The sequence below is a fragment of the Isoptericola sp. NPDC055063 genome (assembly GCF_053608125.1).
Genome location: NZ_JBSGUW010000008.1, coordinates 201,991 through 224,773 on the forward strand (window position 1 = coordinate 201,991; position 22,783 = coordinate 224,773).

General features: G+C 74.0%; 24 protein-coding genes and 1 other RNA gene. 20 read left to right on the forward strand and 5 right to left on the reverse strand.

Features of this window, described 5'->3' with window-relative positions; translation table 11 throughout:
* Positions 1–110: 110 nt before the first annotated feature.
* Both ACWF41_RS11980 and ACWF41_RS11985 read right to left on the reverse strand, forming a co-directional pair.
* A complete protein-coding gene (locus tag ACWF41_RS11980) occupies positions 111–1,466 on the reverse strand; it encodes a permease prefix domain 1-containing protein (protein WP_380318219.1) in 1,356 nt (451 codons plus the stop codon).
* Positions 1,466–1,837 (reverse strand): PadR family transcriptional regulator, encoded by a 372-nt coding sequence (locus ACWF41_RS11985; RefSeq protein ID WP_380318216.1) that lies wholly within the window; start codon positions 1,835–1,837, stop codon positions 1,466–1,468. The genes ACWF41_RS11980 and ACWF41_RS11985 overlap by 1 nt, the downstream gene beginning before the upstream one ends.
* A 188-nt stretch (positions 1,838–2,025) precedes the next feature.
* Here ACWF41_RS11985 and ACWF41_RS11990 point away from each other — a divergent pair, with 188 nt between their 5' ends.
* The gene (locus ACWF41_RS11990) at positions 2,026–4,368 is read left to right on the forward strand and encodes an esterase-like activity of phytase family protein (RefSeq protein ID WP_380318213.1); all 2,343 of its coding nucleotides are present in this window, start codon (positions 2,026–2,028) and stop codon (positions 4,366–4,368) included.
* Positions 4,369–4,461: 93 nt separating this feature from the next.
* Positions 4,462–5,766 carry an LCP family protein gene (locus ACWF41_RS11995; RefSeq protein WP_380318210.1) on the forward strand — a complete coding sequence of 435 codons (1,305 nt, stop codon included), beginning with the start codon at positions 4,462–4,464 and terminating at the stop codon, positions 5,764–5,766.
* 13 nt (positions 5,767–5,779) lie between these two features.
* Here ACWF41_RS11995 and ACWF41_RS12000 read toward each other — a convergent pair whose 3' ends face one another.
* On the reverse strand, positions 5,780–6,721 hold the full coding sequence (locus tag ACWF41_RS12000) for a LysR family transcriptional regulator ArgP (RefSeq protein ID WP_380318207.1): 942 nt from the start codon (positions 6,719–6,721) through the stop codon (positions 5,780–5,782).
* A gap of 85 nt (positions 6,722–6,806) precedes the next feature.
* Here ACWF41_RS12000 and ACWF41_RS12005 point away from each other — a divergent pair, with 85 nt between their 5' ends.
* Positions 6,807–7,436 carry a LysE/ArgO family amino acid transporter gene (locus ACWF41_RS12005; protein WP_380318204.1) on the forward strand — a complete coding sequence of 210 codons (630 nt, stop codon included), beginning with the start codon at positions 6,807–6,809 and terminating at the stop codon, positions 7,434–7,436.
* Between the two features lie 2 nt (positions 7,437–7,438).
* Here ACWF41_RS12005 and ACWF41_RS12010 read toward each other — a convergent pair whose 3' ends face one another.
* Complete coding sequence (locus ACWF41_RS12010; protein WP_380318200.1) at positions 7,439–8,650, reverse strand: pyridoxal phosphate-dependent aminotransferase; 1,212 nt, start codon at positions 8,648–8,650, stop codon at positions 7,439–7,441.
* A 249-nt stretch (positions 8,651–8,899) separates the two neighbouring features.
* Between ACWF41_RS12010 and ACWF41_RS12015 the strand changes: the two genes are divergently transcribed.
* The 10 genes from ACWF41_RS12015 to ACWF41_RS12060 all read left to right on the forward strand — a co-directional run bounded on the left by ACWF41_RS12015 (position 8,900) and on the right by ACWF41_RS12060 (position 15,887).
* Positions 8,900–10,162: a CpaF family protein gene (locus tag ACWF41_RS12015; protein ID WP_380318197.1), complete on the forward strand. Its 1,263-nt coding sequence runs from the start codon at positions 8,900–8,902 to the stop codon at positions 10,160–10,162.
* Complete coding sequence (locus tag ACWF41_RS12020; protein WP_380318194.1) at positions 10,162–11,019, forward strand: type II secretion system F family protein; 858 nt, start codon at positions 10,162–10,164, stop codon at positions 11,017–11,019. Before ACWF41_RS12015 ends, ACWF41_RS12020 begins: the two co-directional genes overlap by 1 nt.
* Positions 11,016–11,957: a type II secretion system F family protein gene (locus ACWF41_RS12025; RefSeq protein ID WP_380318191.1), complete on the forward strand. Its 942-nt coding sequence runs from the start codon at positions 11,016–11,018 to the stop codon at positions 11,955–11,957. Before ACWF41_RS12020 ends, ACWF41_RS12025 begins: the two co-directional genes overlap by 4 nt.
* Before the next feature lie 59 nt (positions 11,958–12,016).
* A complete protein-coding gene (locus ACWF41_RS12030; RefSeq protein ID WP_380318188.1) occupies positions 12,017–12,208 on the forward strand; it encodes a hypothetical protein in 192 nt (63 codons plus the stop codon).
* A 1-nt stretch (position 12,209) separates the two neighbouring features.
* Positions 12,210–12,614: a VOC family protein gene (locus ACWF41_RS12035; protein ID WP_380318185.1), complete on the forward strand. Its 405-nt coding sequence runs from the start codon at positions 12,210–12,212 to the stop codon at positions 12,612–12,614.
* Positions 12,611–13,027 (forward strand): TadE family protein, encoded by a 417-nt coding sequence (locus tag ACWF41_RS12040; RefSeq protein WP_380318183.1) that lies wholly within the window; start codon positions 12,611–12,613, stop codon positions 13,025–13,027. The genes ACWF41_RS12035 and ACWF41_RS12040 overlap by 4 nt, the downstream gene beginning before the upstream one ends.
* Entirely contained in the window at positions 13,024–13,545 is a 522-nt protein-coding gene (locus ACWF41_RS12045) for a pilus assembly protein (RefSeq protein ID WP_380318180.1), read from the forward strand. Before ACWF41_RS12040 ends, ACWF41_RS12045 begins: the two co-directional genes overlap by 4 nt.
* The gene (locus ACWF41_RS12050) at positions 13,542–14,018 is read left to right on the forward strand and encodes a hypothetical protein (RefSeq protein ID WP_380318177.1); all 477 of its coding nucleotides are present in this window, start codon (positions 13,542–13,544) and stop codon (positions 14,016–14,018) included. The genes ACWF41_RS12045 and ACWF41_RS12050 overlap by 4 nt, the downstream gene beginning before the upstream one ends.
* A gap of 99 nt (positions 14,019–14,117) precedes the next feature.
* A complete protein-coding gene (locus tag ACWF41_RS12055; protein ID WP_380318174.1) occupies positions 14,118–14,561 on the forward strand; it encodes an RrF2 family transcriptional regulator in 444 nt (147 codons plus the stop codon).
* 75 nt (positions 14,562–14,636) lie between these two features.
* Positions 14,637–15,887 carry a globin domain-containing protein gene (locus ACWF41_RS12060; protein ID WP_380318171.1) on the forward strand — a complete coding sequence of 417 codons (1,251 nt, stop codon included), beginning with the start codon at positions 14,637–14,639 and terminating at the stop codon, positions 15,885–15,887.
* Positions 15,888–15,922: 35 nt separating this feature from the next.
* Here ACWF41_RS12060 and ACWF41_RS12065 read toward each other — a convergent pair whose 3' ends face one another.
* Positions 15,923–16,459, reverse strand: coding sequence for a putative glycolipid-binding domain-containing protein (locus ACWF41_RS12065; protein ID WP_380318168.1), 537 nt, complete (start codon positions 16,457–16,459; stop codon positions 15,923–15,925).
* 106 nt (positions 16,460–16,565) lie between these two features.
* Between ACWF41_RS12065 and ACWF41_RS12070 the strand changes: the two genes are divergently transcribed.
* The 7 genes from ACWF41_RS12070 (at position 16,566) to ssrA (ending at position 22,712) form a co-directional block, all read left to right on the forward strand.
* Positions 16,566–16,943, forward strand: coding sequence for an ankyrin repeat domain-containing protein (locus ACWF41_RS12070; protein ID WP_380318165.1), 378 nt, complete (start codon positions 16,566–16,568; stop codon positions 16,941–16,943).
* A 31-nt stretch (positions 16,944–16,974) separates the two neighbouring features.
* Complete coding sequence (gene prfB / locus ACWF41_RS12075; RefSeq protein ID WP_380318162.1) at positions 16,975–18,090, forward strand: peptide chain release factor 2; 1,116 nt, start codon at positions 16,975–16,977, stop codon at positions 18,088–18,090.
* Positions 18,091–18,272: 182 nt separating this feature from the next.
* The gene (gene ftsE / locus ACWF41_RS12080; protein WP_380318159.1) at positions 18,273–19,205 is read left to right on the forward strand and encodes a cell division ATP-binding protein FtsE; all 933 of its coding nucleotides are present in this window, start codon (positions 18,273–18,275) and stop codon (positions 19,203–19,205) included.
* Between the two features lie 2 nt (positions 19,206–19,207).
* Positions 19,208–20,119 (forward strand): permease-like cell division protein FtsX, encoded by a 912-nt coding sequence (gene ftsX, locus ACWF41_RS12085; protein ID WP_380318156.1) that lies wholly within the window; start codon positions 19,208–19,210, stop codon positions 20,117–20,119.
* 8 nt (positions 20,120–20,127) lie between these two features.
* Complete coding sequence (locus ACWF41_RS12090) at positions 20,128–21,606, forward strand: peptidoglycan DD-metalloendopeptidase family protein (protein WP_380318153.1); 1,479 nt, start codon at positions 20,128–20,130, stop codon at positions 21,604–21,606.
* Positions 21,607–21,700: 94 nt separating this feature from the next.
* Complete coding sequence (gene smpB, locus ACWF41_RS12095) at positions 21,701–22,201, forward strand: SsrA-binding protein SmpB (RefSeq protein WP_380243402.1); 501 nt, start codon at positions 21,701–21,703, stop codon at positions 22,199–22,201.
* Positions 22,202–22,343: 142 nt separating this feature from the next.
* Positions 22,344–22,712: a transfer-messenger RNA gene (ssrA, locus tag ACWF41_RS12100) on the forward strand.
* Positions 22,713–22,783 lie beyond the last annotated feature (71 nt).

Genomic DNA, 22,783 nt, shown 5'->3' on the forward strand with positions numbered 1-22,783 from the left:
GCGGCTGGGCCTTTATTTTTGTCGTTGTTTCGCTCGTCGTGGGCGGGAGGGTGGTTGTGGGGGCCGTACTGTGCCCCCACCCATCTTTGTTTGGTCACCGGCCGGGGGCGCTACGCGAAGGCGAACAGCGGGCCGAACGCCACCACGACCAGCGCCGCCCACACCGCGTAGAGGGGCAGGAAGCGCGTCTGCCACCGGGTCAGCGCGCCGAACGGAGCGCGCTCGCGGACGAACCCGAGCAGCAGCCAGCCCGAGCGGCCCAGGTGCACCAGCAGCAGCAGGTTCAGCCCGAGGGCGGCCGCCTTGTTGGGGCTGACGCCGAACTCGGCGATGCGGGTGAGCATGGCGGTGAGCGCGACGGCGTCGACGGCGAGCGCCGCGACGACGAGGGCCAGCTGCAGGGCGTCGAACCACCCCGCGCGGGCGAGCGAGTCGCGCGCCGACACCGAGTACAGCAGCAGGCACAGCACCAGCACGAGGATCGCGTCCATGAGGATGAGCAGCTCGCGGTCCGCGCCCGCGAGGTCGCCGGCCGTGAGCAGCACGACGAGCGTCACCAGCAGCATCACGAGGGTCAGCGGCGTGAAGACGCGCGTGAGCACCGGCGCGATGTTCTCCACCACGTCCTGCTTCGCCTCGACCAGCCAGGCGGCCACGACGACGGCGCCGGGCACGGCGAACGGCAGGATCCAGCCCTCCATCGCGGGCTCGATGTCGACGCCGACCAGGCTGAGGGTGGCGCCGGTGAGGCCGAGCAGCACCCCGCCGCCGATGGCCAGGAGCGTCACGTACACGACCAGCTCCCCGGTGAACCGGGCGAAGTCCATCCGCGGCTCCTGCGCCCGCCACCGGCCGCCCACGTAGGTGACGCCCACGAGCGCCCACAGCACCACCGGGGCGTGGATCGCCGCCAGCAGCACCGTGGAGCCGCCCGGGGCGTAGGGGTAGACGTTGAGCACCACGGCCAGGACGGCGTACGGCACCAGCAGCGCGAGCAGCACGCGCCACGACACGCGGCGCTTCCACGCGAAGTACGCGGCCATGAACGGCGCCGTGAGCAGCGGCAGGTTGCGCAGCAGCGCGGTGTCCTCGTGGATCGCGGTGAGCCCGACCTTCGCGGCGACGCCCGCGCCCACGGCCAGCGCGAGCACGACGGCGAGCTCGCGCCACGTCGGGCCGGCGGCGTCGTGCTCGGGCGCCTCGGGCACCAGCACGAGCTGCTTCCAGAGCCGCTCGGAGTGCTCCCGGGCGAACTCGCGCGAGACGGCGTCCAGGTTGCCCATCCGGCGCACGGCGACGAGGAACGCCTCGTCGTCGTCGAGCCCCGTGGCGACGAGGTCGGCGACCCGCCCGCGCAGGTGGTCCTCCATCTCGTCCACGTCGGCGGCGGAGATGGCGCGGCGCCGCTGGACGTACGAGCGCCACTGGTCGATCTGCGCCTCCAGGCGCTCGTGCGGCCCGGCCATCAGGCCCACCCGTCGGCGGTCGCGGGACGCGGGGCGGACGCCTGCGCGGCGTGCCAGACGTGCTGCAGCACGTCGGCGACGACGGACCACTGCTGTTGCCGCTCGGCGAGCGCCTGCCGCCCGGCCGAGGTGATCGCGTAGTGCTTGCGGCGGCGGCCGGCCTCGGACGTGCCCCAGGAGGCGACGACGAGCCCCAGCCGCTCGAGGCGGTGGAGCAGGGGGTAGAGCATCCCGTCGGTCCATTGCATGCGGCCGCCCGAGAGCTCGGTGACGCGCTTGAGGATGGCGTACCCGTACGACTCGCCCTCGGCCAGGATGCCGAGCACGAGCGGGGTGGCCGACGCCGCCACCAGGTCCTTGTCGAAGCGCACGGCGCCTCCCGATGTCTTGAGCTGCGATTGTCTTGAGCTGCTATGTCTAGTACTGCTAGGCATTCGTAACCTAACAGATCTAGGGGTGAGCGGGCAGGGGTACCGGGCCACGGGATCGTCATCCAGCGGACCTTCAGGGTTCATCCGGGGTTGGGGGTGACGTCGCGGGGCGTCGGTGTCATCGGTCCATGACTCGTTCACTGAGGCACGCCCGCACGCTCCGCGCCGTCGCCGCGGGGACCGCCGCCGTCGTCGCGCTCACGGCCGCGAGCTCCGCGGCCGCCGCCGGCCCCCATCCCGGCGGTGCCGGCGGCGACGGCCACGGCCGGCCCGGCACGAACCACCAGGTCACGACGCACCAGGTCACGACGCACCAGGTCACGACGCACCTGGTCCCGACGCTGGAGGGGCGCGCCACCCTCTCCGCCGACCACCTCGCCGACGGCCCGCCGTCGGGCGCCGCGGCGTCGCCGGGCAACGGCCGGCAGGGCCCGTGGGACGGCCAGGTGATCCCCGGCTTCTCCGCGATGGTCGACAACGGGGACGGCACGTTCTGGGCCCAGCCGGACAACGGCTTCGGCGCGAAGGGGAACTCCGCCGACTTCCTCCTGCGCAGCTACCTCGTGAAGCCCGACTGGGACACGGGGCGGGAGGGGGCGCAGGGCGGTTCGGGCGAGATCGAGGTGCTCGACCACCTCTCCTACAACGACGCGAACGGCCTCCTCGACTTCGACATCGTCAACGGCGACACCCCGGAGCGGCTGCTGACCGGCGCGGACCTCGACATCGAGTCCGTGGCGCGCGCCGACGACGGCACGCTGTGGGTGGGCGACGAGTTCGGGCCCTTCCTGCTGCACTTCGACTCGGGCGGCACGCTCCTGGAGAAGCCGTTCCCGCTGCCGGGCGGTCGCAAGTCGCCGCAGAACCCCTACCTCGCGGACGGCGAGACGCCCACCGTGCGCGCCAGCCGTGGCTTCGAGGCGATGGCCCGCTCCGGCCGCTACCTGTACCCGGTGCTCGAGGGCGCGCTGACCACGGACACCGACCAGCGCCGCCGCGTGATCCACGAGTTCGACACGCGCCGCGGGCAGTACACGGGCCGCACCTGGGCCTACCAGGCCGACCAGGAGGCGAACGTCGTCGGCGACGCGTTCACGGTCGGCAGGAACCGGCTCTGGGTGGTCGAGCGCGACGACTTCGAGGGCCCGGCGTCGGTGAGCAAGCGCGTCTACGAGATCGACCTCACGCGCACCGAGCCCGACGGCGACGGCGGCCGCTACGTCCGCAAGGAGCTCGTCCTGGACGCGCTGCGGGTGGACAACCCGCGCGGCATCGACGCGGGGGAGGGCTACGGCCTCGGCGAGACGTACGCCCTGCCCGTGCAGTCCTTCGAGACGGTGCTGCGCCTGCGCGACGGCCGCATCCTCCTCGCCAACGACAACAACTACCCGGGCAACGCCGCGCGGAACCCGGGCACGCCGGACGACACCGAGATGGTCGTCATCGACCTGAAGAAGACGCGCACCCGGGACGACGGCGTGACCGTCATCGGGCACCGCGGCGCGTCCGGCGACCGGCCGGAGCACACCCTGGCCTCCTACGAGCAGGCGATCCTGCAGTGCGCGGACGTCATCGAGCCCGACGTCGTGGCCACCAAGGACGGCGTGCTCGTCGCCCGGCACGAGAACGAGATCGGCGGCACCACCGACGTCGCCCAGCACCCCGAGTTCGCCGACCGACGCACCACGAAGACCATCGACGGCTCGACGGTGACCGGATGGTTCACCGAGGACTTCACCCTCGGGGAGCTGCGCACCCTGCGCGCCGTCGAACGCCTGCCGAAGGTGCGGCCGGAGAACACGGCCTTCGACGGGCTGTACCAGGTGCCCACCCTCGACGAGGTGCTCGACCTCGCGCGGCACTCCGAGACCTGTGACGGCCGGCCGGTCGGCGTGGCCCCCGAGACGAAGCACCCGACCTACTTCGACTCCGTCGGCCTGTCGCTGGAGGCGCCGCTCGTGGCCGCGCTGCGCGCGAACGGGCTCGACTCGCGCCGCGCGCCGGTGGTGGTGCAGTCGTTCGAGACCGGGAACCTGCGCGAGCTGGACCGGCGGACCGACGTGCGGCTCGCCCTCAACGTCTCGGCGAGCGGCGCCCCGTACGACCTGGTCGCCGCCGGCGACCCGCGCACGTACGCCGACCTGGTGACGCCGGCCGGGCTGCGCGGCGTCGCCCGGTACGCCGACATCGTGAGCCTGGAGAAGAACGTCGTCGTGCCGCGCACCGCGGCCGGCACGCTCGGGCGGCCCACCCCCGTGGTGCGCGACGCGCACCGGGCCGGGCTCGAGGCGTACTCCTGGACCTTCCGCGCCGAGAACCAGTTCCTGCCTGCCGAGCTGCGCTCGTCGGCGGACCCGACCGCCCACGGCGACCTGGCCGCCGAGCTCGACACCTTCCTCGGCACCGGCCTCGACGGCGTCTTCTCCGACCAGCCCGGGCTCGCCGTCGCCGCGGTCGCGGCGCGGCGCTGACGCTCCGTCCACCGTCCGGCGGGCGCGCGAGGGACACCGGGTGAAACCGCTGTCCCTCGCGCGTCCGCGCTGCTCAGGCCCTAGGATCGCGCTGTGCGGACACTGCCGCGGCACGCGACCTCCCTCGCCTCGCACCGGGTCGTCCGCTCGATCGCCCTCGTCGTCACCGCGGTGGTGGCGTTCGGGTCGGCGGCGGCGGTCGCGTCGTTCGTCGACCTGCGCTCCCAGATCGGGGTGTCCGACGTCGACGGCCTCCTCGCCGAGGACGACCGCCCGCCCGCGGTCGCCACCGAGCAGGACCCGAGCGACCCGTTCGCCGGCAAGGACCTCAACATCCTGGTGATGGGCACCGACTTCCGCGACGAGGCCAACGCCAAGATCGCGGGCGCGGGCGACGAGTTCCACTCCGACACCACGCTGCTCGTGCACATCTCCGGCGACCGCAGCCGCATCGAGGCCGTGTCGATCCCGCGCGACTCGCTTGTCGACATCCCGTCGTGCAGGCTCCCCGGCGGCGGCCAGACCGCGCCGCACACGAACGCCATGTTCAACACCGCGTTCGCCCTCGGCGGCGGGCCGGGCAAGGACGTCACCGGCGCGGCGGCCTGCACCATCCACACCGTCGAGAAGCTCACCGGCGTGCGCATCGAGGACCACGTCGTCGTGCAGATGACGGGCGTGATCGGGGTCGTCGACGCGATCGGCGGCGTCACCATGTGCCTGCCCGAGGCGGTCAAGGGCAAGCGGGTGGACCTCGACCTCAAGGCGGGCCGCCAGACGCTGGACGGCACCACCGCGATCAACTTCCTGCGCGCCCGCAAGGGCGAGGGCATGGGGCTCGAGATCGGCAGCGACCTCAAGCGCATCGAGCGGCAGCAGGCGTTCTTCGACGCGACGATGCGCCAGATCCTGTCGCAGAACGTCATCACCGACTCGCCCCGGCTCTACCGCATGGTGCGGGAGATCCTCGGCTCCATCTCCACGGACCCCGACCTCGCCAGCCCGACGGCGCTCGCCGGCCTCGCGTGGAGCATCCGCGACATCGACCCGGCGCGGATCGTCTTCACGTCCGTGCCCGTCGTCGACTCGGTGAGCCAGCCCGGGCGGGTGGAGTGGACCTCCGCCGCCGACGAGATCTGGGCGCGCATCCGCGCCGACAAGGCCCCGCCCGGCATGCCCGGCGCCGGGAAGAAGAAGGGCTCCCCGGCGTCGTCCTCGTCGACGCCCGGCAGTTCGACGCCCGGCAGTTCGACGCCCGGCGGCTCGACGCCCGACGCCACCCGCGTCGACGACGACGTCCTGTCGCCCGACGACGGGTCGAGCTCTTCCGGGGAGTCTTCCGGGCCGTCGTCCACGCCGTCGCCCAGCCCGTCGCTGCTGCCCGGCGTCTGCGCCTGACGCCCCTGGGAGGTCAGCGCTGGGGGAGGACCCGTCGTGCCTCCGTGCGCAGGGCGTCCGTCACGCGGTCGAGCACCTGGGAGCGCAGCTTCCACTGCTGCAGGTAGACGGGCACCTCGACGACGGCGTCGGCGGCGAGGGCGCGCACCTCGCCCCGCTCGAGGGCGTCGCCGAGCACGGGGAACCGGGCGCCCGGTCCGGGCAACGGGCCCCACATGCCCCAGCCGAGGCCGCGGCGGACGGCGTCGAGGAACTCCGCCGTGCTCGGCACGTGGTGGCGCGGCGGGTCGGGCACGGGGGAGCCGGCCGCGGCGGCGACCTCGCGCAGCCAGGCGTCCTGCAGGTCGTCGGCGCGGTCGAAGACGACCATCGGGGCGCGGTCGAGGGCCTCGGGCGTGGCGCCGTCGGGGAACCACCGCTCGATGACGGCGGGCGTCGCCGCCGGCCGGTAGCGCGTGATCCCGAGCAGGGCGGAGCTGCAGCCCTGCACCGGCTCCCGCTGGGACGTGACGGCGGCCATGACCACGCCCGCGGGCAGCAGGTCCACGGTGCGGTCCTGGTCCTCGCGGTGGAGGTCGAAGCAGACCCCCTCCACCCCGGCGAGGGCGGGCAGCACCCACGTGGCCAGCGAGTCCGCGTTCACGGCCAGCGGCACGGTGACAGGTCGGGACGCGTCGGCCTCGTCGGTGCCGGCCGCACCCGGTCCGAGGGCGTGGCTCGCCTCCGCGCCGAGCAGCTCCACCTGCCGCGCCAGGCGCAGCAGCGTGCCGCCCGTCGCGGTCGGCGTGACCGGCCGGCTGCGGCGCACCAGCACCGACCCCGCGGCGTTCTCCAGTGCGCGCACGCGCTGGCTCACCGCCGACGGCGTCACGTGCAGCGCGCGGGCGGCGCCCTCGAACGAGCCCTCCGTGACGACGGCGGCCAGTGCCTCGAGCTGGCGGGAGTCCCAACGCATGGCCCCTACCGTAGATGAAGCAACGCTTGATCAGATGAAGGAACCGTAGATGGACTTCATCGTCCGACCTGCCTAGCGTCGTGCCGTGCTCACCGTCCTCGCCGGCCTCGGCTTCGGCCTGTCCCTCATCGTCGCCATCGGCGCCCAGAACGCGTTCGTGCTGCGTCAGGGCGTGCGCCGCGAGCACGTCGGCCTCGTCGTCGCCGTCTGCGCCGCCTCGGACGTCGTGCTCTACGCCGCGGGGACCGCCGGGCTGGGCGCGCTGGTCGTGAGTCACCCCGTCGTGGTGGAGGTCGCACGCTGGGCGGGCGCCGTCGTCGTCCTCGGGTACGGGGCGCTCGCCGCGCGGCGGGCCTGGCGGGGCGACGAGGCGGGACTGGCCGCCGCGTCGGACGGCGCCGTCCCGGACGCGGGGCGCCGCGCGCGCCCGGTGCTGCTCACGGCGCTCGCGCTCACCTGGCTCAACCCGCACGTGTACCTGGACACCGTGGTCCTGCAGGGGTCGCTCGCCGCGTCGTACGGCGACGCGCGCTGGCTCTTCACCGCCGGGGCCGTCGTCGCGAGCGTGCTGTGGTTCGCCGGCCTCGGGTACGGCGCGCGGCTGCTCGCCCCGGTGCTCGCCCGGCCGGGGGCATGGCGGGTCGTCGACGGCGTCGTCGCCGCGATCATGCTGGTCGTCGCCGTGAGCCTGGTGCTGCCCGCGCTCGCGGCGTAGCCCTACGACGCGAGGCGGTGCAGGCGGCGGGTGGCGTCGCGCAGCACGTCCTCGCGCTTGACGAACGTGAACCGCACGCGTGACGCGAGCGCCGCCGCCGTCGTTGAGCCCGGGAGGCAGAACGCCGACACCGGCACGCCGACCACGCCCGCGAGGTCCGGCAGGCGGCGGCACAGCTCGTGGCCGTCCGGCTGCCCCAGAGGTGCGCCGTCCGCCACGACGAAGTAGGTGCCCTGCGGCACGACGACGTCGAACCCGGCGGCGGTCAGCCCCTCGCACAGCAGGTCGCGGCGGGAGGCGAGCGACGCCGCGAGCGCCCGCGGCGCCTCGTCGTCTGCCAGGGCGCGGGCGATGGCGGGCTGGAACGGCGCACCCGAGGTGTAGGTGAGGAACTGCTTCACCGTGCGCACGGCGGTGACGAGCTCCGCCGGCCCGTGCACCCAGCCGACCTTCCAGCCGGTGAGGCTGAACGTCTTGCCGCTGGAGGAGACGGTGAGGGTGCGGCCCGCCATGCCGGGCAGCGTGGCGATCGGGACGTGCACGGCGTCGTCGAAGGTGAGGCGCTCGTACACCTCGTCCGTGAGCACGAGGGCGTCGACGTCGCGCGCGACGGCCGCGACCTGCTCCAGCTCGGCGCGCGTGAGGACGGTGCCCGTGGGGTTGTGCGGCGTGTTGAGCACGATGAGGCGCGTGCGCGGGCCGGCCGCCGCGCGCAGGGCGGCGGCGTCGAGCCGGAACCCGTCGGCGGTGAGCGGCACGGGCACGTGCGTCGCACCGGCCAGCGCGATGCCCGCCGCGTGCGAGTCGTAGAACGGCTCGAGCGTGATGACCTCGTCGCCCGGGCCGGCGAGCGCGAGGATCGACGCGGCCAGCGCCTCGGTCGCGCCGGTCGTGACCAGCACCTGCGTGTCCGGGTCGACGTCGAGACCGTAGTGGCGGTGCTGGTGGTCGGCGATCGCGCGCCGCAGCTCGGGCACACCGTCGCCGGGGGAGTACTGGTTGCGGCCGGCGTCGATCGCGTCCTTGGCGGCCTGGCGGACGAACTCCGGGCCGTCGACGTCGGGGAACCCCTGGCCCAGGTTGATCGCGCCCGCGCGGGCGGCGAGCGCCGTCATCTCCGCGAAGATCGTCTGGGCCACGGCGCCGTCGGCGCCGAGCAGCCCCGTCGCGCGCGCGACGTCGGTCCAGCGGCCGGTCGGAGGAGAGGTCGGCATGGGCCGACCCTAGCCCCGCGGCGACGGGTCCCCGCCACCGCGGGGCCCAGCATCTGAGACGGCCGGGGCGGGGTTCCGACGGGCGTCGGACGGGGCGTCGCGCCTGGTCACGGGGATCGACGGACCGGCGGGGGCCCGCCGCGGGCGAGGTTCTCCACAGGGCGTCCTCAGGCAGTTGCCCGAGACCCCTATCCTGGTCCCTCCTTGCCGCCCGGCGCACCGCCGGACTCGACGAGAGGTCACCGATCAGTGTCGATCGACACGCTTGCGCCGACCGGCGCCGCAGCGATCCTCGAGCACGAGGTCCGCGAGCTCGTCCGACGTCGGGCGCTCGACCCCGTCCGCGACCGCGCGGGCCTCGAGCGACTGGCCGCGGAGGCCGCCGCCGACTACTCGGACCGTGCCGCCCGCGGGCTCGTGCCCGCCCTCGCCGACCCGCAGGGCGCGACGCGGGCCGTCGTCGACGCCCTCGGCGGCCTCGGGCCGCTGCAGCGCTACCTCGACGACCCCGAGGTCGAGGAGATCTGGATCAATGAGCCGGCCAAGGTGTTCGTCGCGCGGCGCGGCGTGCCGGAGCTGACCACCACGATCCTCACCGCCGTACAGGTGCGCGACCTGGTGGAGCGGATGCTCAAGGCGTCCGGCCGCCGCCTCGACCTCAGCAGCCCGTTCGTCGACGCGTCGCTGCCGGGCGGCGAGCGACTTCATGTCGTGATCCCCGACGTCACCCGCAGCCACATGGCCGTGAACATCCGCAAGCACCTGGTGCGCGCTGACCACCTCGACCACCTGGTGCGCCTGGGCTCGCTCACGCCGCACGCGGCGGCATTCCTCGATGCGGCCGTGCGGGCCGGGCTGAACGTCCTGGTCTCCGGCGCGACGCAGGCGGGCAAGACCACGATGCTCAACGCGCTCGCGGGCTCGATCCCGACCGGTCAGCGGGTGATCTCCTGCGAGGAGGTCTTCGAGGTGCGGTTCGCCGCGCGCGACCACGTCGCGATGCAGTGCCGCCAGCCGAGCCTCGAGGGCACCGGCGAGATCCCGCTGCGACGCCTCGTGAAGGAGGCGCTGCGGATGCGGCCGGACCGTATCGTCATCGGCGAGGTGCGCGAGGCGGAGAGCTTCGACCTGCTCGTCGCGCTCAACGCCGGGATCCCCGGCATGTGCACCGTGCACGCCAACTCGGCCCGTGGGGCGGTCACGAAGATGTGCACGCTGCCGCTGCTGGCGGGGGAGAACGTCTCGGACCGCTTCGTGGTGCCGACCGTGGCGTCGGCGATCGACCTCGTGGTGCACCTCGACGTCGCCGCCGACGGGTCGCGGCAGGTGCGGGAGGTGGTGGCCGTGACGGGCCGGGTCGAGGGCGACCGCGTCGAGACCGCCGGGATCTTCCACCGGCGACCCGCGGACCTGGGCGGCGACCTCGTGCGCGGCGACGGCTTCCCGCCCGGCGAGGAGCGGTTCGCGCGCGTCGGCGTGGACGTGCGGTCGATGCTCGCGGGAGGCCGCTGATGGGGGTCGTCGTCGGGCTGCTGCTCGGCGCGGGCCTGGTGTGCGTGTGGCTGTCGTGGTGGGAGCCGGCCGAGAAGTCGCGGCGCCGCGGCGGCCGGGGCGCCGTCGTGCAGGACCTGCTGGTGCAGGCGGGGGCGCCGTCGGTGACCCCGGCGGCCCTGTGGTGGCTCAGCGGTATGGCCGGCGTCGTCGTCCTGCTCGCGGGGCTGGCGCTCACCCGGTCGCCGGCGATCTCGGCCTGCTTCGCGCTGATGGCCGTCGTCGCGCCCGAGGCGCTCGTTCGGGTGCGCGCCCGCCGGCGCCGTCGGGACCTGCGCGAGGTCTGGCCCGAGGTGGTCGACCACCTCGCGTCCGGCGTGCGAGCCGGCCTGTCCCTGCCCGAGGCCGTGGCGCAGCTCGGGGAGCGCGGCCCGGCCGAGCTGCGCGAGGCGTTCGCCCGGTTCGCGGCAGACTACCGCGCCACGGGTCGCTTCGGTGAGTGCCTGGACCTGCTCAAGGCGCGCCTCGCCGACCCGGTCGCCGACCGCATCATCGAGGCGCTGCGGCTGACGCGCGAGGTCGGTGGCACGGACCTCGGCCGCCTGCTGCGGACGCTGTCGTCGTTCCTGCGCGAGGACGCCCGCACCCGCGGCGAGCTCGAGGCGCGGCAGTCGTGGACCGTCAACGGCGCGCGCCTCGCCGCCGCGGGGCCGTGGGTCGTGCTGGCGTTCCTCGCGTCACGGCCGGAGACGGCGCAGGCGTACAACTCGGCGGCCGGCGTGGCGGTGCTGGCCGCGGGCGCCGCCACCTCCGCCGTCGCGTACTGGCTGATGCGCCGCATCGGGCGGCTGCCCGAGGAGGGGCGGGTGCTGCGGTGATCGACCGGTGGTTCTCCCTCACGGGCGCGCTCGTGGGCCTGCTCGGCGGGCTCGGCGTCCTCCTCGTGGTCGCGCGGCTGCGCGCCCGCCGCGTGACGCTCGACCAGCGCCTCGCCCCGGCCCTGCGCCCGCGCGACGCCACGTCCGGCCTGCTGCGCGAGCAGCCGGTGCACACGCCGTTCCCGGCCCTCGAGCGGCTGCTGGCACCCTGGGTCGCGGACGCCGCGCACTGGTTCGACAAGCTCGGGTCCACGCGGGCGGACGTGCGCCGCCGCCTCGACCGTGCCGGTCGGGCGGAGACGGTCGAGGCGTTCCGCGCCCGGCAGGTCGTCTCGGTCGCGCTCGGCCTGGCGGCCGGGCTCGTGCTGGCGCTGCTGCTCGCCGCGGTGCGGGGGTCCTCCGTGGTGCCGCTCTCGGCCCTCGTCCTGCTGTGCGGGGCGGTCGGCTTCGTCCTGTGCGACCAGTGGCTCAGCCGTGCCGTGCGCCGCCGCGAGGAGCGGATGCTGGCCGAGTTCCCCACGATCGCCGAGCTGCTCGCCCTGGCCGTCACCGCCGGCGAAGGCCCCGTGCCCGCCCTGGAGCGGGTCGCGTCCACGGCACGCGGCGAGCTGTCGGGCGAGATCTCCGCCATGCTCGCGGACGTCCGGGCCGGCGCGCCGATCGCGGGAGCGCTCACCACCATGGCCGACCGGACGGGCCTGCCCTCGCTCACCCGGTTCGCCGAGGGTGTCGCCGTCGCCCTGGAGCGCGGCACCCCGCTCGCGGACGTGCTCCGCGCGCAGGCCCAGGACGTGCGGGAGTCCGGCAGGCGCGCCCTCATGGAGGCAGGGGGCAAGAAGGAGGTCGCGATGCTCGTCCCGGTCGTCTTCCTCATCCTGCCCATCACCGTCGTCTTCGCCGTGTTCCCCTCCCTCGCCACCCTCCGGATCGGCCTGTGACCGTGCTCGCCGACCACCGACCCAACCGCCGCCGCGCGGTGCCACCGAAAGGACCGACCATGCAGCAGCACGAGACCGAGAACCGGCCCCACGACCGCCCGGCCGCGGACGACCCGGAGCGGGGCGACGTGCCGGGGTGGGTGCTCGTCACCCTCATGACGGCGGGCTTGGTCGTCGCGCTCTGGGCGATCGCCGGGCCGCTGCTGGAGGGCGCGTTCACCCAGGCGATCTCGAGCGTCACGGGTCGCTGACGTGGCGATCGGCCGGCTGCACCACCTGGTCGTCGACTGCCCCGACCCGAGGGCGCTCGCGGAGTTCTGGTCGGCGGTGCTGGGCCAGGACGTCACGTACGCGGACGACGACTTCGTCGTGGTCGCGCGCAACGACCGGCACTCCGGCCTGGCGTTCCAGCGCGCGCCCGACCACCGGCCGCCGGACTGGGGCGACCCGGACCGCCCGCAGCAGATGCACCTCGACGTCATGGTCGACGACGTGGCCGAGGCCCACGAGCGGGTCCTCGCCCTCGGGGCGCGCCGCCTCACGGGCGCCGCGCCGGGCGCGGGCGAGGGTGACGTGTACGCCGACCCGGCCGGTCATCCGTTCTGCCTGGTCCCGCGCCCCGGGTGGGCGCCGCCGGTCGCCGACGAGCGCTCGTGACCCGCGACCGGGACAGGCGCCGGGAGCCGCGGGCGGAGGTGACGGACGGCGAGGCGGGCTCGGCCGTGGCCGAGTTCGTCATGGTCTCGGCCCTGGTGCTCGCGCTGTTCCTCGGCGTCGTGCAGGTGGCGCTGGCGATGCACGTGCGGGCCCTGTCGATCGACGCGGCGGCGGAGGGCGCGCGCGTGGCGGCGCGCGCGGACCGGGACCTCGCGAGCGGCGCCACCCGGACTCGCGACCTCCTCACCGCGGCGCTCGGCAGCCGGTACGCCGACGACGTGTCGGTGCGCAGCACGGTGCAGGACGGGCTCGACGTCGTGGAGGTCACCGTGCAGGTGCCGCTGCCCGTCGTCGGGCTGCTCGGCCCGTCGGGCGTCCTCACCCTGCGCGGCCACGCCCTGGAGGAGGCGTGAGCGCCCGCGCCCCGGGAGGTCGCGGCACCGACCTGCACGCCACCAACGCGGACGAGCTCGGCGCCGCCGCGGCGTCCGGCCGCGAGGTCGACCCCGAGTCCGGGGCTGCGCTGGTCGAGTTCCTGGGCACGGCGGTGCTGCTGCTGGTGCCGCTGGTGTACCTGGTGCTCACGGTCGCGCAGGTGCAGGCGGGCGCGTTCGCGGTGGAGGGCGCGGCCCGGGAGGCGGGCCGCGCCATGGTCACGGCCGACTCGTCGGCCGCGGGCGCCGAGCGGGCGCAGGCCGCCGCGGGCATCGCTCTCACGGACCAGGGCTTCGACGTCGGCGACGGCGCGGTGTCGCTCGAGTGCTCGGCGGACCCGTGCCTGACGCCGGGCGCGACCGTCGGCGTGCGCACCCGGCTCGAGGTCCCGCTGCCGTTCGTGCCCGAGGCGTTGCGCGGCTGGGTGCCGCTCGAGATCCCCGTCACGTCGACGCACGTCGCGACGGTCGACGAGTACGGGCAGGCGCGCCCGTGACCGCGCGGGACCGTGCGGCCCGGGGCTCGGACGAGGACGGCCGCATCATGCTGCTCACGGCGGGGATAGTGGCCCTGGCGTTGATGATCGTCGGCATGGTGGCCTCGGCGACGGCTGTGCACCTGGACCGCAAGCACCTGTTCGACCTCGCGGACGCGGTCGCCGCCGACGCCGCGGACGCGGTGCCGCGCGAGCGGCTCCTCGCCGGCGGGGCGCCGGCTCCCGAGGGGGAGGCGGTGCTCCGGCTCACCGCGGCGGACGTCGAGGCGTCCGCGCGCGCCTACCTCGCCGCGCACCCCGACCAGGCGGCGGGGCTGGACGGGCTGCGGGTCGTGGAGGCGTCGGCCCCGGACGGCCGGACGGCGCAGGTGGGGCTCACGGCGACGTCCCACCCGCCGCTGCTGCGCTGGTTCACCGACGCCGTCGGGGGAGGGTTCACGGTCGCGGCGACGTCGTCCGCGCGTGCCGGCTGAGTCGTCGGCCGAGTCGCCTGCCGAGTCACCGGCCGAGTGTGGAACTTCCCACACCGCGAAAAGACGCATCTGAGATTCCGATTTGGCTAGCCTGCGGGTGTGCAGCTCACCGCGTTCACCGACCTCGGCCTGCGCATCGTCATGCGCCTGGCCGTGCTCGACGCCGAGGAGTCCGCGACCACCCGCGCCCTCGCCGCGGAGCTGAACGTGCCCGCGGCGCACGCGGCCAAGGTCGTCACGCGGCTCGGCCGGCTCGGCGTCGTCGACGCGCGCCGGGGCCGCGCGGGCGGCCTGAGGCTGGCCGACGGCGCCCGGGCGGTGTCCGTCGGGTTCGTCGCCCGCTCGCTAGAGGGCGACGGGGAGGTCGTCGAGTGCGAGGGCGCGAACCCGTGCCCGCTGCGGGGCGGGTGTCGCCTGCGCGGCGCGCTCGCCCGCGCCCGCGAGGCGTTCTTCGCCGCGCTCGACCCGGTGACGATCTCCGACGTCGCCGCGGAGCCCACCCGGGACCTGCTGCTGCAGATCGGCACCCGCCCGCCCGGCTGAGACCTCCGGCGCCGACGCCCGCGCGACGCCGCCGGGCGCCCACGACGGAACCCGTAGAACAGACAGGAGTCACCCATGCTCACCCCCGAGTCCGCCGCCGTCGTCCGCGCCACGCTGCCCGTGATCGGCGGCGCGATCGGCGACATCACGCCGGTGTTCTACCGCCGCATGTTCGCCGCCCACCCCGAGCTCGAGCGCGACCTGTTCAACCGCGGCAACCAGGCCCGCGGCGACCAGCAGCGCGCCCTCGCGGGGGCCATCGCGGCGTACGCGACGCTTCTCGTGGACGACGGGCCGGACCCCCGCACGGTGCTGGCGCGCATCGCGCACAAGCACGCCTCGCTCGGGATCCTCCCGGAGCAGTACCCGACCGTGCACGAGCACCTGTTCGCCGCCATCGTGGAGGTGCTCGGCGAGGCCGTCACGCCCGAGGTCGCCGCCGCGTGGGACGAGGTCTACTGGGACATGGCCGACGCCCTCGTCGAGATCGAGCTGGGCCTGTACGCCGAGACGGGTGTGGCCCCCGGCGACGTCTGGCGCACGGTGACGGTCTCACGCCGGAGCCAGGAGTCGCCCGACACGATCTCGCTCGAGCTCGTCGCCCCGGACGGTTCCGCGCTGCCCGCCGCCCGCCCCGGGCAGTACGTCTCGGTGGCCGTGCACCTGCCCGACGGCACCCGCCAGATCCGGCAGTACAGCCTCACGGGCGGGGGAGAGCCGGGGGCGTGGGCGATCTCGGTCAAGGCCATCCTCGCCGGCGCGGGCCCGGCGGGCCTCGCCCCAGCCGGCGAGGTCTCCAACCACCTGCACGCCAACGCGTTCGAGGGCGACGGACTGGAGGTCTCGGCGCCCTTCGGCGAGCTGACGCTGGTCGAGGGTGAGAACCCGCTGGTGCTCGTCTCGGCGGGCATCGGGATCACGCCGATGATCGGCTTCCTGCACCACCTGCGCGACGCCGGCACCCCCCGGCGCGTGGTGGTGCTGCACGCGGACCGGTCGCCCGCCCGGCACGCGCACCGGGCCGAGCTGCGCGAGCTCGTCGACGCGATCCCCACCGCCGAGCTGCACCGCTGGTACGAGGACCTCGGGGCCCGCCCCACGCAGGACCGGTTGCGCTCCGGCTACCTCGACCTGGACGGCGTCGACGTGCCGCACGACGCGGACGCGTACCTCTGCGGCCCGGCGCCGTTCATGACGCTCGTCCAGTCCGCGCTCCTGGGCCGGGGCGTCACGGCCGACCGGATCCACCACGAGGTGTTCGGCCCGGGCCAGGAGATCGGCCAGGAGATCGGCCAGGAGATCGGCCAGGAGACCGCCGCGGCCTGACCCGCGGCCCCGGACCGAACGTCGGCCCGCCGGCCTCAGCCGTCGCCGGGCAGGCGGACGAACAGGCCGGGGTAGTCGACGACGAACCCGTCGGCGTCCACCGTGATCTCGCGCAGGAAGTCGCTGTCGCGGGACTCGTAGACGTAGCGGTCGGCGGACGGCCGGGTGTACCGCTGCCGGTCGGGCGTGACCTCGAACGTCGCGCCGTCGACGTACGCGGTGACGATGTCGGCCGCCGCCTCGACCTCCAGGCCGAGGCGGCGCACCGGCAGCGTGTTGGTGAACGGGGAGAACGAGAGGTCGACGTCGACGGCGCCGGCCAGGTCGGGCCGCTCCGTGCCGTCCGCCCGCCAGGCGCCCGCTTCGTCCCGGTCCAGGTCGAGCTGGCGGCCCGCGGACGACCACAGCCGCAGGCCCCGGAACTCCCACGCCGGCGTGAGCTCCATCGCGTACTCGATCCGCTCGGGCCCGAGGTCCACGAGGGACCGGGCGCGCAGCACGCCCTCGCGCAGGTCCAGGTCGAGGTGCTCGACGCTGCCCGCCGCGAGCCCGCGCCACCGGTAGGTCGTCATGGGGCACCTCCCTGTGTCCGCCGTGGCCCCAGGGGTCCAGCATCGGACGGGAACGGCGCCCTTGCCGGGCAGCGTGCCGCGCCGATGCGCCGGGTAGATTCGCCGGGTGACCGACGACAAGCTTCCCGTCGACCTGGACCAGATGTTCGACCTCGCCCGGGCGGGGGCCGACCTGCTGCTGGAGTTCGTCGACGCCGGGGTCCCGGCCGACCACGCGGACGCGCAGGGCAACACGCTGCTCATGCTGGCCGCCTACCACGGGCACGCCGGCCTCGTCCGCGGCCTGGCGGGCCGCGGGGCGGACGTCGACCGCGTCAACGCGCGCGGGCAGTCGCCCCTCGCGGGGGCGGTCTTCAAGGGCGCCGACGACGTCGTGGCGGCGCTGCTCGACGCCGGGGCCGACCCGGACGCCGGGGCGCCCAGTGCCCGCGACACGGCGCAGATGTTCGGCCGCACGCTGCCGGAGCCGCCGGCCCGGGACTGACGCCGGCCACGGACGGGTAACCTTGAGGATCGTGGCCACCATCGACTTCCCCGCAGAGATCAAGGCGCTGCGCGCCACCCTCGAGTCCATCGAGGCCGTGAGCGACCCCACCGTCCTGCAGGCGAAGATCGCGGACCTCTCCGAGCAGGCGGCCGCCCCGGACCTGTGGGACGACCCCGACTCGGCGCAGAAGGTGACCTCCGCCCTGTCCTCCGCCCAGGCGGAGCTCGACCGGGTCTCCCGGCTCGGCCGGCGCATCGACGACGTCGAGACGCTCGTGGAGCTGGGCCAGGAGATGGAGGACGAGGACTCGCTCGTCGAGGCGGAGGGCGAGATCGGCGCCATCCGCAAGGACCTCGACGTGCTGGAGGTCCGCACCCTCCTCAGCGGCGAGTACGACGCCCGCGAGGCCGTCGTCACGATCCGCGCGGGCGCCGGCGGCGTCGACGCCGCCGACTTCGCCGAGATGCTCCTGCGCATGTACCTGCGCTGGGCGGAGCGCCACGGCTACCCCACCAAGGTCATGGACACCTCGTACGCAGAGGAGGCCGGCCTGAAGTCGGCGACGTTCGAGGTGAACGCGCCGTACGCCTTCGGCAACCTGTCCGTCGAGGCCGGCACGCACCGCCTGGTGCGCATCTCGCCGTTCGACAACCAGGGCCGCCGTCAGACGTCGTTCGCCGCGGTCGAGGTGGTCCCGCTGATCGAGCAGACGGACTCCATCGAGATCCCCGAGTCCGAGCTGAAGATCGACGTCTTCCGCTCCTCGGGCCCCGGCGGACAGTCGGTCAACACCACCGACTCCGCCGTGCGCATGACCCACCTGCCCACGGGCACCGTCGTGTCGATGCAGAACGAGAAGTCGCAGATCCAGAACCGCGCCGCCGCCCTGCGCGTCATGCAGTCCCGCCTGCTGCTCATCCGCCAGCAGGAGGAGGCCGCGAAGAAGAAGGAGCTCGCGGGCGACATCAAGGCCAGCTGGGGCGACCAGATGCGCTCCTACGTGCTGCAGCCGTACCAGATGGTCAAGGACCTGCGCACCGAGCACGAGTCGGGCAACACGCAGGCCGTGTTCGACGGCGCGATCGACGACTTCATCGAGGCGGGGATCCGCTGGCGTCGCTCCGGCGGCGCCGACGCAGCCTGACCTCGGCCCGACCTCGGCCCGACCTCGGCCGCCCCCCGGGCGGCCGCCCGGACCCGCGACACACCGGCGTGTCCTTCCTGCCACCCTCCCTGCCGGGTGCGACTCTCGGAAATCGGGCAGCCCGGTCCTGACGTGACGTGGGCCGGTGCTGCACGGTCCACCAGGCAGGGAAGAGGCACGTCGTGATCCGGTTCGAGAACGTCTCGAAGGTCTACGCCCGAGGGGCACGGCCCGCGCTCGACGACGTCTCGGTCGACGTCTCGCGCGGGGAGTTCGTGTTCCTCGTCGGCGCGTCCGGCTCGGGCAAGAGCACGTTCCTGCGGCTGGTGCTGCGCGAGGAGCGCCCCACGGGCGGCAACGTGTACGTGGCGGGCCGCGACCTGTCGCGGCTGTCGAGCTGGAAGGTGCCGTCCCTGCGGCGCAGCATCGGCGTCGTCTTCCAGGACTTCCGCCTGCTGCCGGGCAAGACCGTGTACGAGAACGTGGCCTTCGCGCTGCAGGTGATCGGCAAGCCGCGCCACACGATCCGCACCACCGTGCCCGAGGTGCTCGAGATGGTGGGGCTGGACGGCAAGGAGAAGCGGCTGCCGCACGAGCTCTCCGGCGGCGAGCAGCAGCGCGTGGCCATCGCGCGCGCGTTCGTGAACCGGCCGCAGATCCTGCTCGCGGACGAGCCGACGGGCAACCTCGACCCGACCACCTCGCTGGGGATCATGCGCCTGCTCGACCGCATCAACCGCACCGGGACCACGGTGGTCATGGCCACGCACGACGACGAGATCGTCAACGAGATGCGCAAGCGCGTGGTCGAGCTGTCGACCGGGTCGGTCGTGCGCGACGAGGTGGACGCCGTCTACGGCGAGCGCGAGTCGATCCTGCCGCAGGTGGGCCAGACGCCGGTCCTCGACGCCCCGAGCCGGGGCGCGCGGGCCGTCGCGCCGCGCGTGCAGATCTCGCCCGAGCCCGCCGACCTCGAGGCCGACCGTGCCGCCGAGGCCGCGGCGGCTCGCGCGGCCGCCCCGCCGCCGGCGGAGGAGGCGGGCTCGTCGGCCGACGAGGTGGTGCAGCAGGTGCTGCGCGAGCACGAGCGCGTGCGCGCGGGACGGGAGGCCTGAGGGTGCGGCTCCAGTTCGTCCTCACCGAGGTCCTCGGCGGCCTGCGGCGCAACCTGACCATGGTGGTGTCCGTCGTCCTGGTGACGTTCGTGTCGCTCACCTTCGTCGGCGCCGCCGCGCTCCTGCAGACGCAGGTGACCAAGCTCAAGGGGGACTGGTACGACCTGGTCGAGGTCTCCGTCTTCCTCTGCCCGGACGGGTCCACCGCGCCGACCTGCGCCGACGGCGAGGCCACGCCGGAGCAGATCGACGCCCTGCGGGAGGTCATCGACACCGAGCTGTCGGACGTCGTGGCCACCACGTACTTCGAGAGCAAGGCGGACGCGTTCAAGGCGTTCACCACGATGTACCCGGACGGGTACCAGGGCACGCAGCTCACCGAGGACGACATGCAGGCCTCGTTCCGGCTGAAGCTGGTCGACCCCGAGCAGTACCAGGTGGTCGACGACGTCCTCGAGGGCCGCACCGGCGTCGAGGTCGTGGAGGACCAGCGCGAGGTGTTCGAACCGCTCTTCCTCGCGCTGGGTCGCGCCTCGCTCCTGGCGGCGGGCCTGGCGGGGGTGATGCTCCTGGCCGCGGTGCTGCTGATCACCACGACCATCAGGCTGTCCGCGGTGTCGCGGCGCCGCGAGACGGGCATCATGCGGCTCGTCGGCGCGTCCAACCTGTTCGTGCAGCTGCCGTTCATGCTCGAGGGCGCGATCGCCGCCCTGGTGGGGGCCCTGCTCGCCGTCGGGGGGCTGTGGCTCGCGGTGCAGTACCTGGTGACGGACTGGTTGCAGGACTCCGTCGACTGGGTGGCGTACGTGGACGTGGGTGACGTCCTGCTCATCGCGCCGCTGCTCATCGGCATCGCCGTGCTCCTGGCGGTGGTGTCGTCCGTGGTGACGCTCAACCGGTACACGAGGGTGTGAGATCGCAGATGACGACCCCAGGCACGACCCCGGGCGCGTCCCGGGGCGTCGGACGACGCGCGGTGGGCGGCCTCGTGGCCGCGGTGCTGGTGCTGGGCGGGGCGACGACGTCGGCCACGGTGACGGCGGGCGTCCAGGCGGCGCCGGCTGCGGCCGACCCCATCGACGACCAGCGGGCGGCGGCGGAGGCGAAGCAGCGCGCGAAGGAGCGCGAGCGCGACAGCCTCCAGGAGGAGCTCGAGGACACCAACGCCAAGTTCCGGCAGGCGGTGCTCGACCTCAACGAGGTCGAGGGGCGGCTCCCGGTGGCGCAGGCGGCGCTCGACGCGGCCGAGGCCAGGCTCGAGGAGGCGCGCCGCAAGGCCGCGATCCTCGCGCAGCGCCTCGCGGACGCGGAGGCCGAGGAGGCCGCCGTGTCGGGCCGGATCGACGCCGGCAAGGGCAAGGTCGAGGCGGCGCGGGCGGACGTCGTGCAGATGGCCCGCCAGGCGTACCGCAACGGTGACGACACCACCACGCTCGGCCTCGTCACCGGCGCGCAGTCGACGGAGGACTTCCTGGCGGAGTTCGCCGTCTCGTCGTCGGCGGCCCGCAGTCAGGCGCGCACCCTCACCGACCTGCAGGACGCCGAGGCGGTGGCCCGCAACCAGCAGGCCCGCCTCGACGCGATCCGCGCGGCGATCGCCGACCTCAAGCGCGAGGCCGACGCCAACGTGGCCGCGGCGGAGAAGGCGCAGCGCGAGGCCGCGGACCGCAAGGCCGAGGTCGAGCGGCTCATCGCCAAGCAGCGCAAGCTCAAGGCGTCGATCGAGTCGCAGAAGGCGAACGCGCTCGCGGAGCTCAAGCAGAACGAGAAGGCGCAGCAGAGCCTCGAGTCCGAGCTCAAGGTCATCATCCAGAAGCAGAAGGCCCGCGACGCCCGCCTGGAGGAGCAGCGGCGCAAGGCCGAGGAGGAGGCCCGACGCAAGGCCGCCGCCGAGCGCAAGTCCAGCAGCAGCGGCGGCGGGGGCGGCGGCTCCAGCTCCGGCGGGGGGTCGAGCTCCGGCGGCGGAGGTGGCGGGGGCGGCTCGTCGTCCTCGTCGGGCTCGTTCCTCGGCTGGCCGACGAACTACCACGTCGTGACCAGCTCGTACGGGATGCGGTTCCACCCGATCCTGCACTACTGGCGCCTGCACGCCGGCACGGACATCCGCACCTACTGCGGCACCCCGATCTACGCGGCGCAGAGCGGCTACGTGGAGCAGGCGTACTACGGCAGCGGGCCGGGCAACAACGTGCTCATCAACCACGGCACCTACAAGGGCAACAACGTCATGACGCGCTACCTGCACATGACCTACGACACCGTGCGGGTGGGTCAGTACGTCGACAAGGGGCAGGTCATCGGCTACTCCGGCTCGACGGGCACCGCGGAGGCGTGCCACCTGCACTTCGAGGTGTACGTCAACGGCAGCACCACGGATCCGATGGGCGGCTGGCTCAACTGACGCCCGTCCGCGGACCGCGGAAAAGCCCTGGCCACCCCCGGCGGCTCCCGTATCCTGGGTCGTCGCGAGACCGCGACCCCGGGAGGAGGGAACCATGTCGAGGGCCAACGGCGGGGCCAAGAAGAAGCAGGGCGACCCGCGCACGATCGTGGCGAACAACAAGAAGGCACGCCACGACTACGTGATCGAGGACGTCGTCGAGGCAGGGATCGTCCTGTCCGGCACCGAGGTCAAGGCGCTGCGCATGGGGCGGGCGTCGCTCCTCGACGGGTACGCCGCCATCGACCACGGCGAGGCCTGGCTCGAGAACGTGCACATCCCGGAGTACTTCCAGGGCACCTGGAACAACCACGCGCCGCGCCGCAAGCGCAAGCTCCTGCTGCACCGCGAGGAGATCGACCGGCTGGGCGTGAAGTCGCGGGAGAAGGGCCACACCCTCATCCCGCTGAGCCTGTACTTCCTCGACGGGCGCGCCAAGGTCGAGATCGCGCTGGCGCGCGGCAAGAAGGAGTACGACAAGCGGCAGACGCTCCGCGAGAAGCAGGACATGCGCGAGGCGCAGCGCGCGATCCGGCACCAGGAGCTCCTGGGCTGAGCGGGTCGGCTGAGCGGGACGCAGTCACCCGGGGCGCGGAAATAACGGCGCGGCCGGTGCGGTTCTTCCTCTAGACTGGAGGACGTCGGTGCGGGGCTCCCCGTGGCCGGCAGGGTCGGCAGACCCGGTTGAAAAATGCATAGGGGCTGATCGGTTTCGACGGTGGTCGTGCTTCGTGGAGAAGCGGGCCGAGGATGCAGGCTCATCTCGTTAACGCTTTGCCTGCAAACCTATAGGTGCCGATAACAAGCGCACCGACTTCGCCCTCGCCGCCTGAGCGAGCCTCGAAGTCCGTGAGCCCGGGATCGCTCTCGACCCGGTAGCTCACGTCATCTAGAGAGCCACTGCTCGCCGCCCTCGTCACCGGGGCGGCGGGGACACCTAGGTGACTGGGCCCGTCCGCACCTTGTCTGCGTGAGTGCGGGGGCCGAGAAAAGCACAGCAGGCTGCGCCCGGAGAAGTCCTCGAAAGGCGCCACCGGACCCGGGTTCGATTCCCGGCAGCTCCACCCCTGCGACAGGCGGGCCACCCTCACGGTGGCCCGCCTGTCGTGCGTCCCGGGCCTGCGCCCGAGGGCGTGCG

Bases quoted from the DNA above. Each gene is read 5' to 3' on its own strand.
- ACWF41_RS11980 (WP_380318219.1), bottom strand. From the start codon at position 1,466: ATGGCCGGGCCGCACGAGCGCCTGGAGGCGCAGATCGACCAGTGGCGC.
- ACWF41_RS11990 (WP_380318213.1), top strand. From the start codon at position 2,026: ATGACTCGTTCACTGAGGCACGCCCGCACGCTCCGCGCCGTCGCCGCG.
- ACWF41_RS12000 (WP_380318207.1), bottom strand. From the start codon at position 6,721: ATGCGTTGGGACTCCCGCCAGCTCGAGGCACTGGCCGCCGTCGTCACG.
- ACWF41_RS12010 (WP_380318200.1), bottom strand. From the start codon at position 8,650: ATGCCGACCTCTCCTCCGACCGGCCGCTGGACCGACGTCGCGCGCGCG.
- ACWF41_RS12020 (WP_380318194.1), top strand. From the start codon at position 10,162: ATGGGGGTCGTCGTCGGGCTGCTGCTCGGCGCGGGCCTGGTGTGCGTG.
- ACWF41_RS12030 (WP_380318188.1), top strand. From the start codon at position 12,017: ATGCAGCAGCACGAGACCGAGAACCGGCCCCACGACCGCCCGGCCGCG.
- ACWF41_RS12060 (WP_380318171.1), top strand. From the start codon at position 14,637: ATGCTCACCCCCGAGTCCGCCGCCGTCGTCCGCGCCACGCTGCCCGTG.
- ACWF41_RS12065 (WP_380318168.1), bottom strand. From the start codon at position 16,459: ATGACGACCTACCGGTGGCGCGGGCTCGCGGCGGGCAGCGTCGAGCAC.
- ACWF41_RS12090 (WP_380318153.1), top strand. From the start codon at position 20,128: ATGACGACCCCAGGCACGACCCCGGGCGCGTCCCGGGGCGTCGGACGA.
- smpB (WP_380243402.1), top strand. From the start codon at position 21,701: ATGTCGAGGGCCAACGGCGGGGCCAAGAAGAAGCAGGGCGACCCGCGC.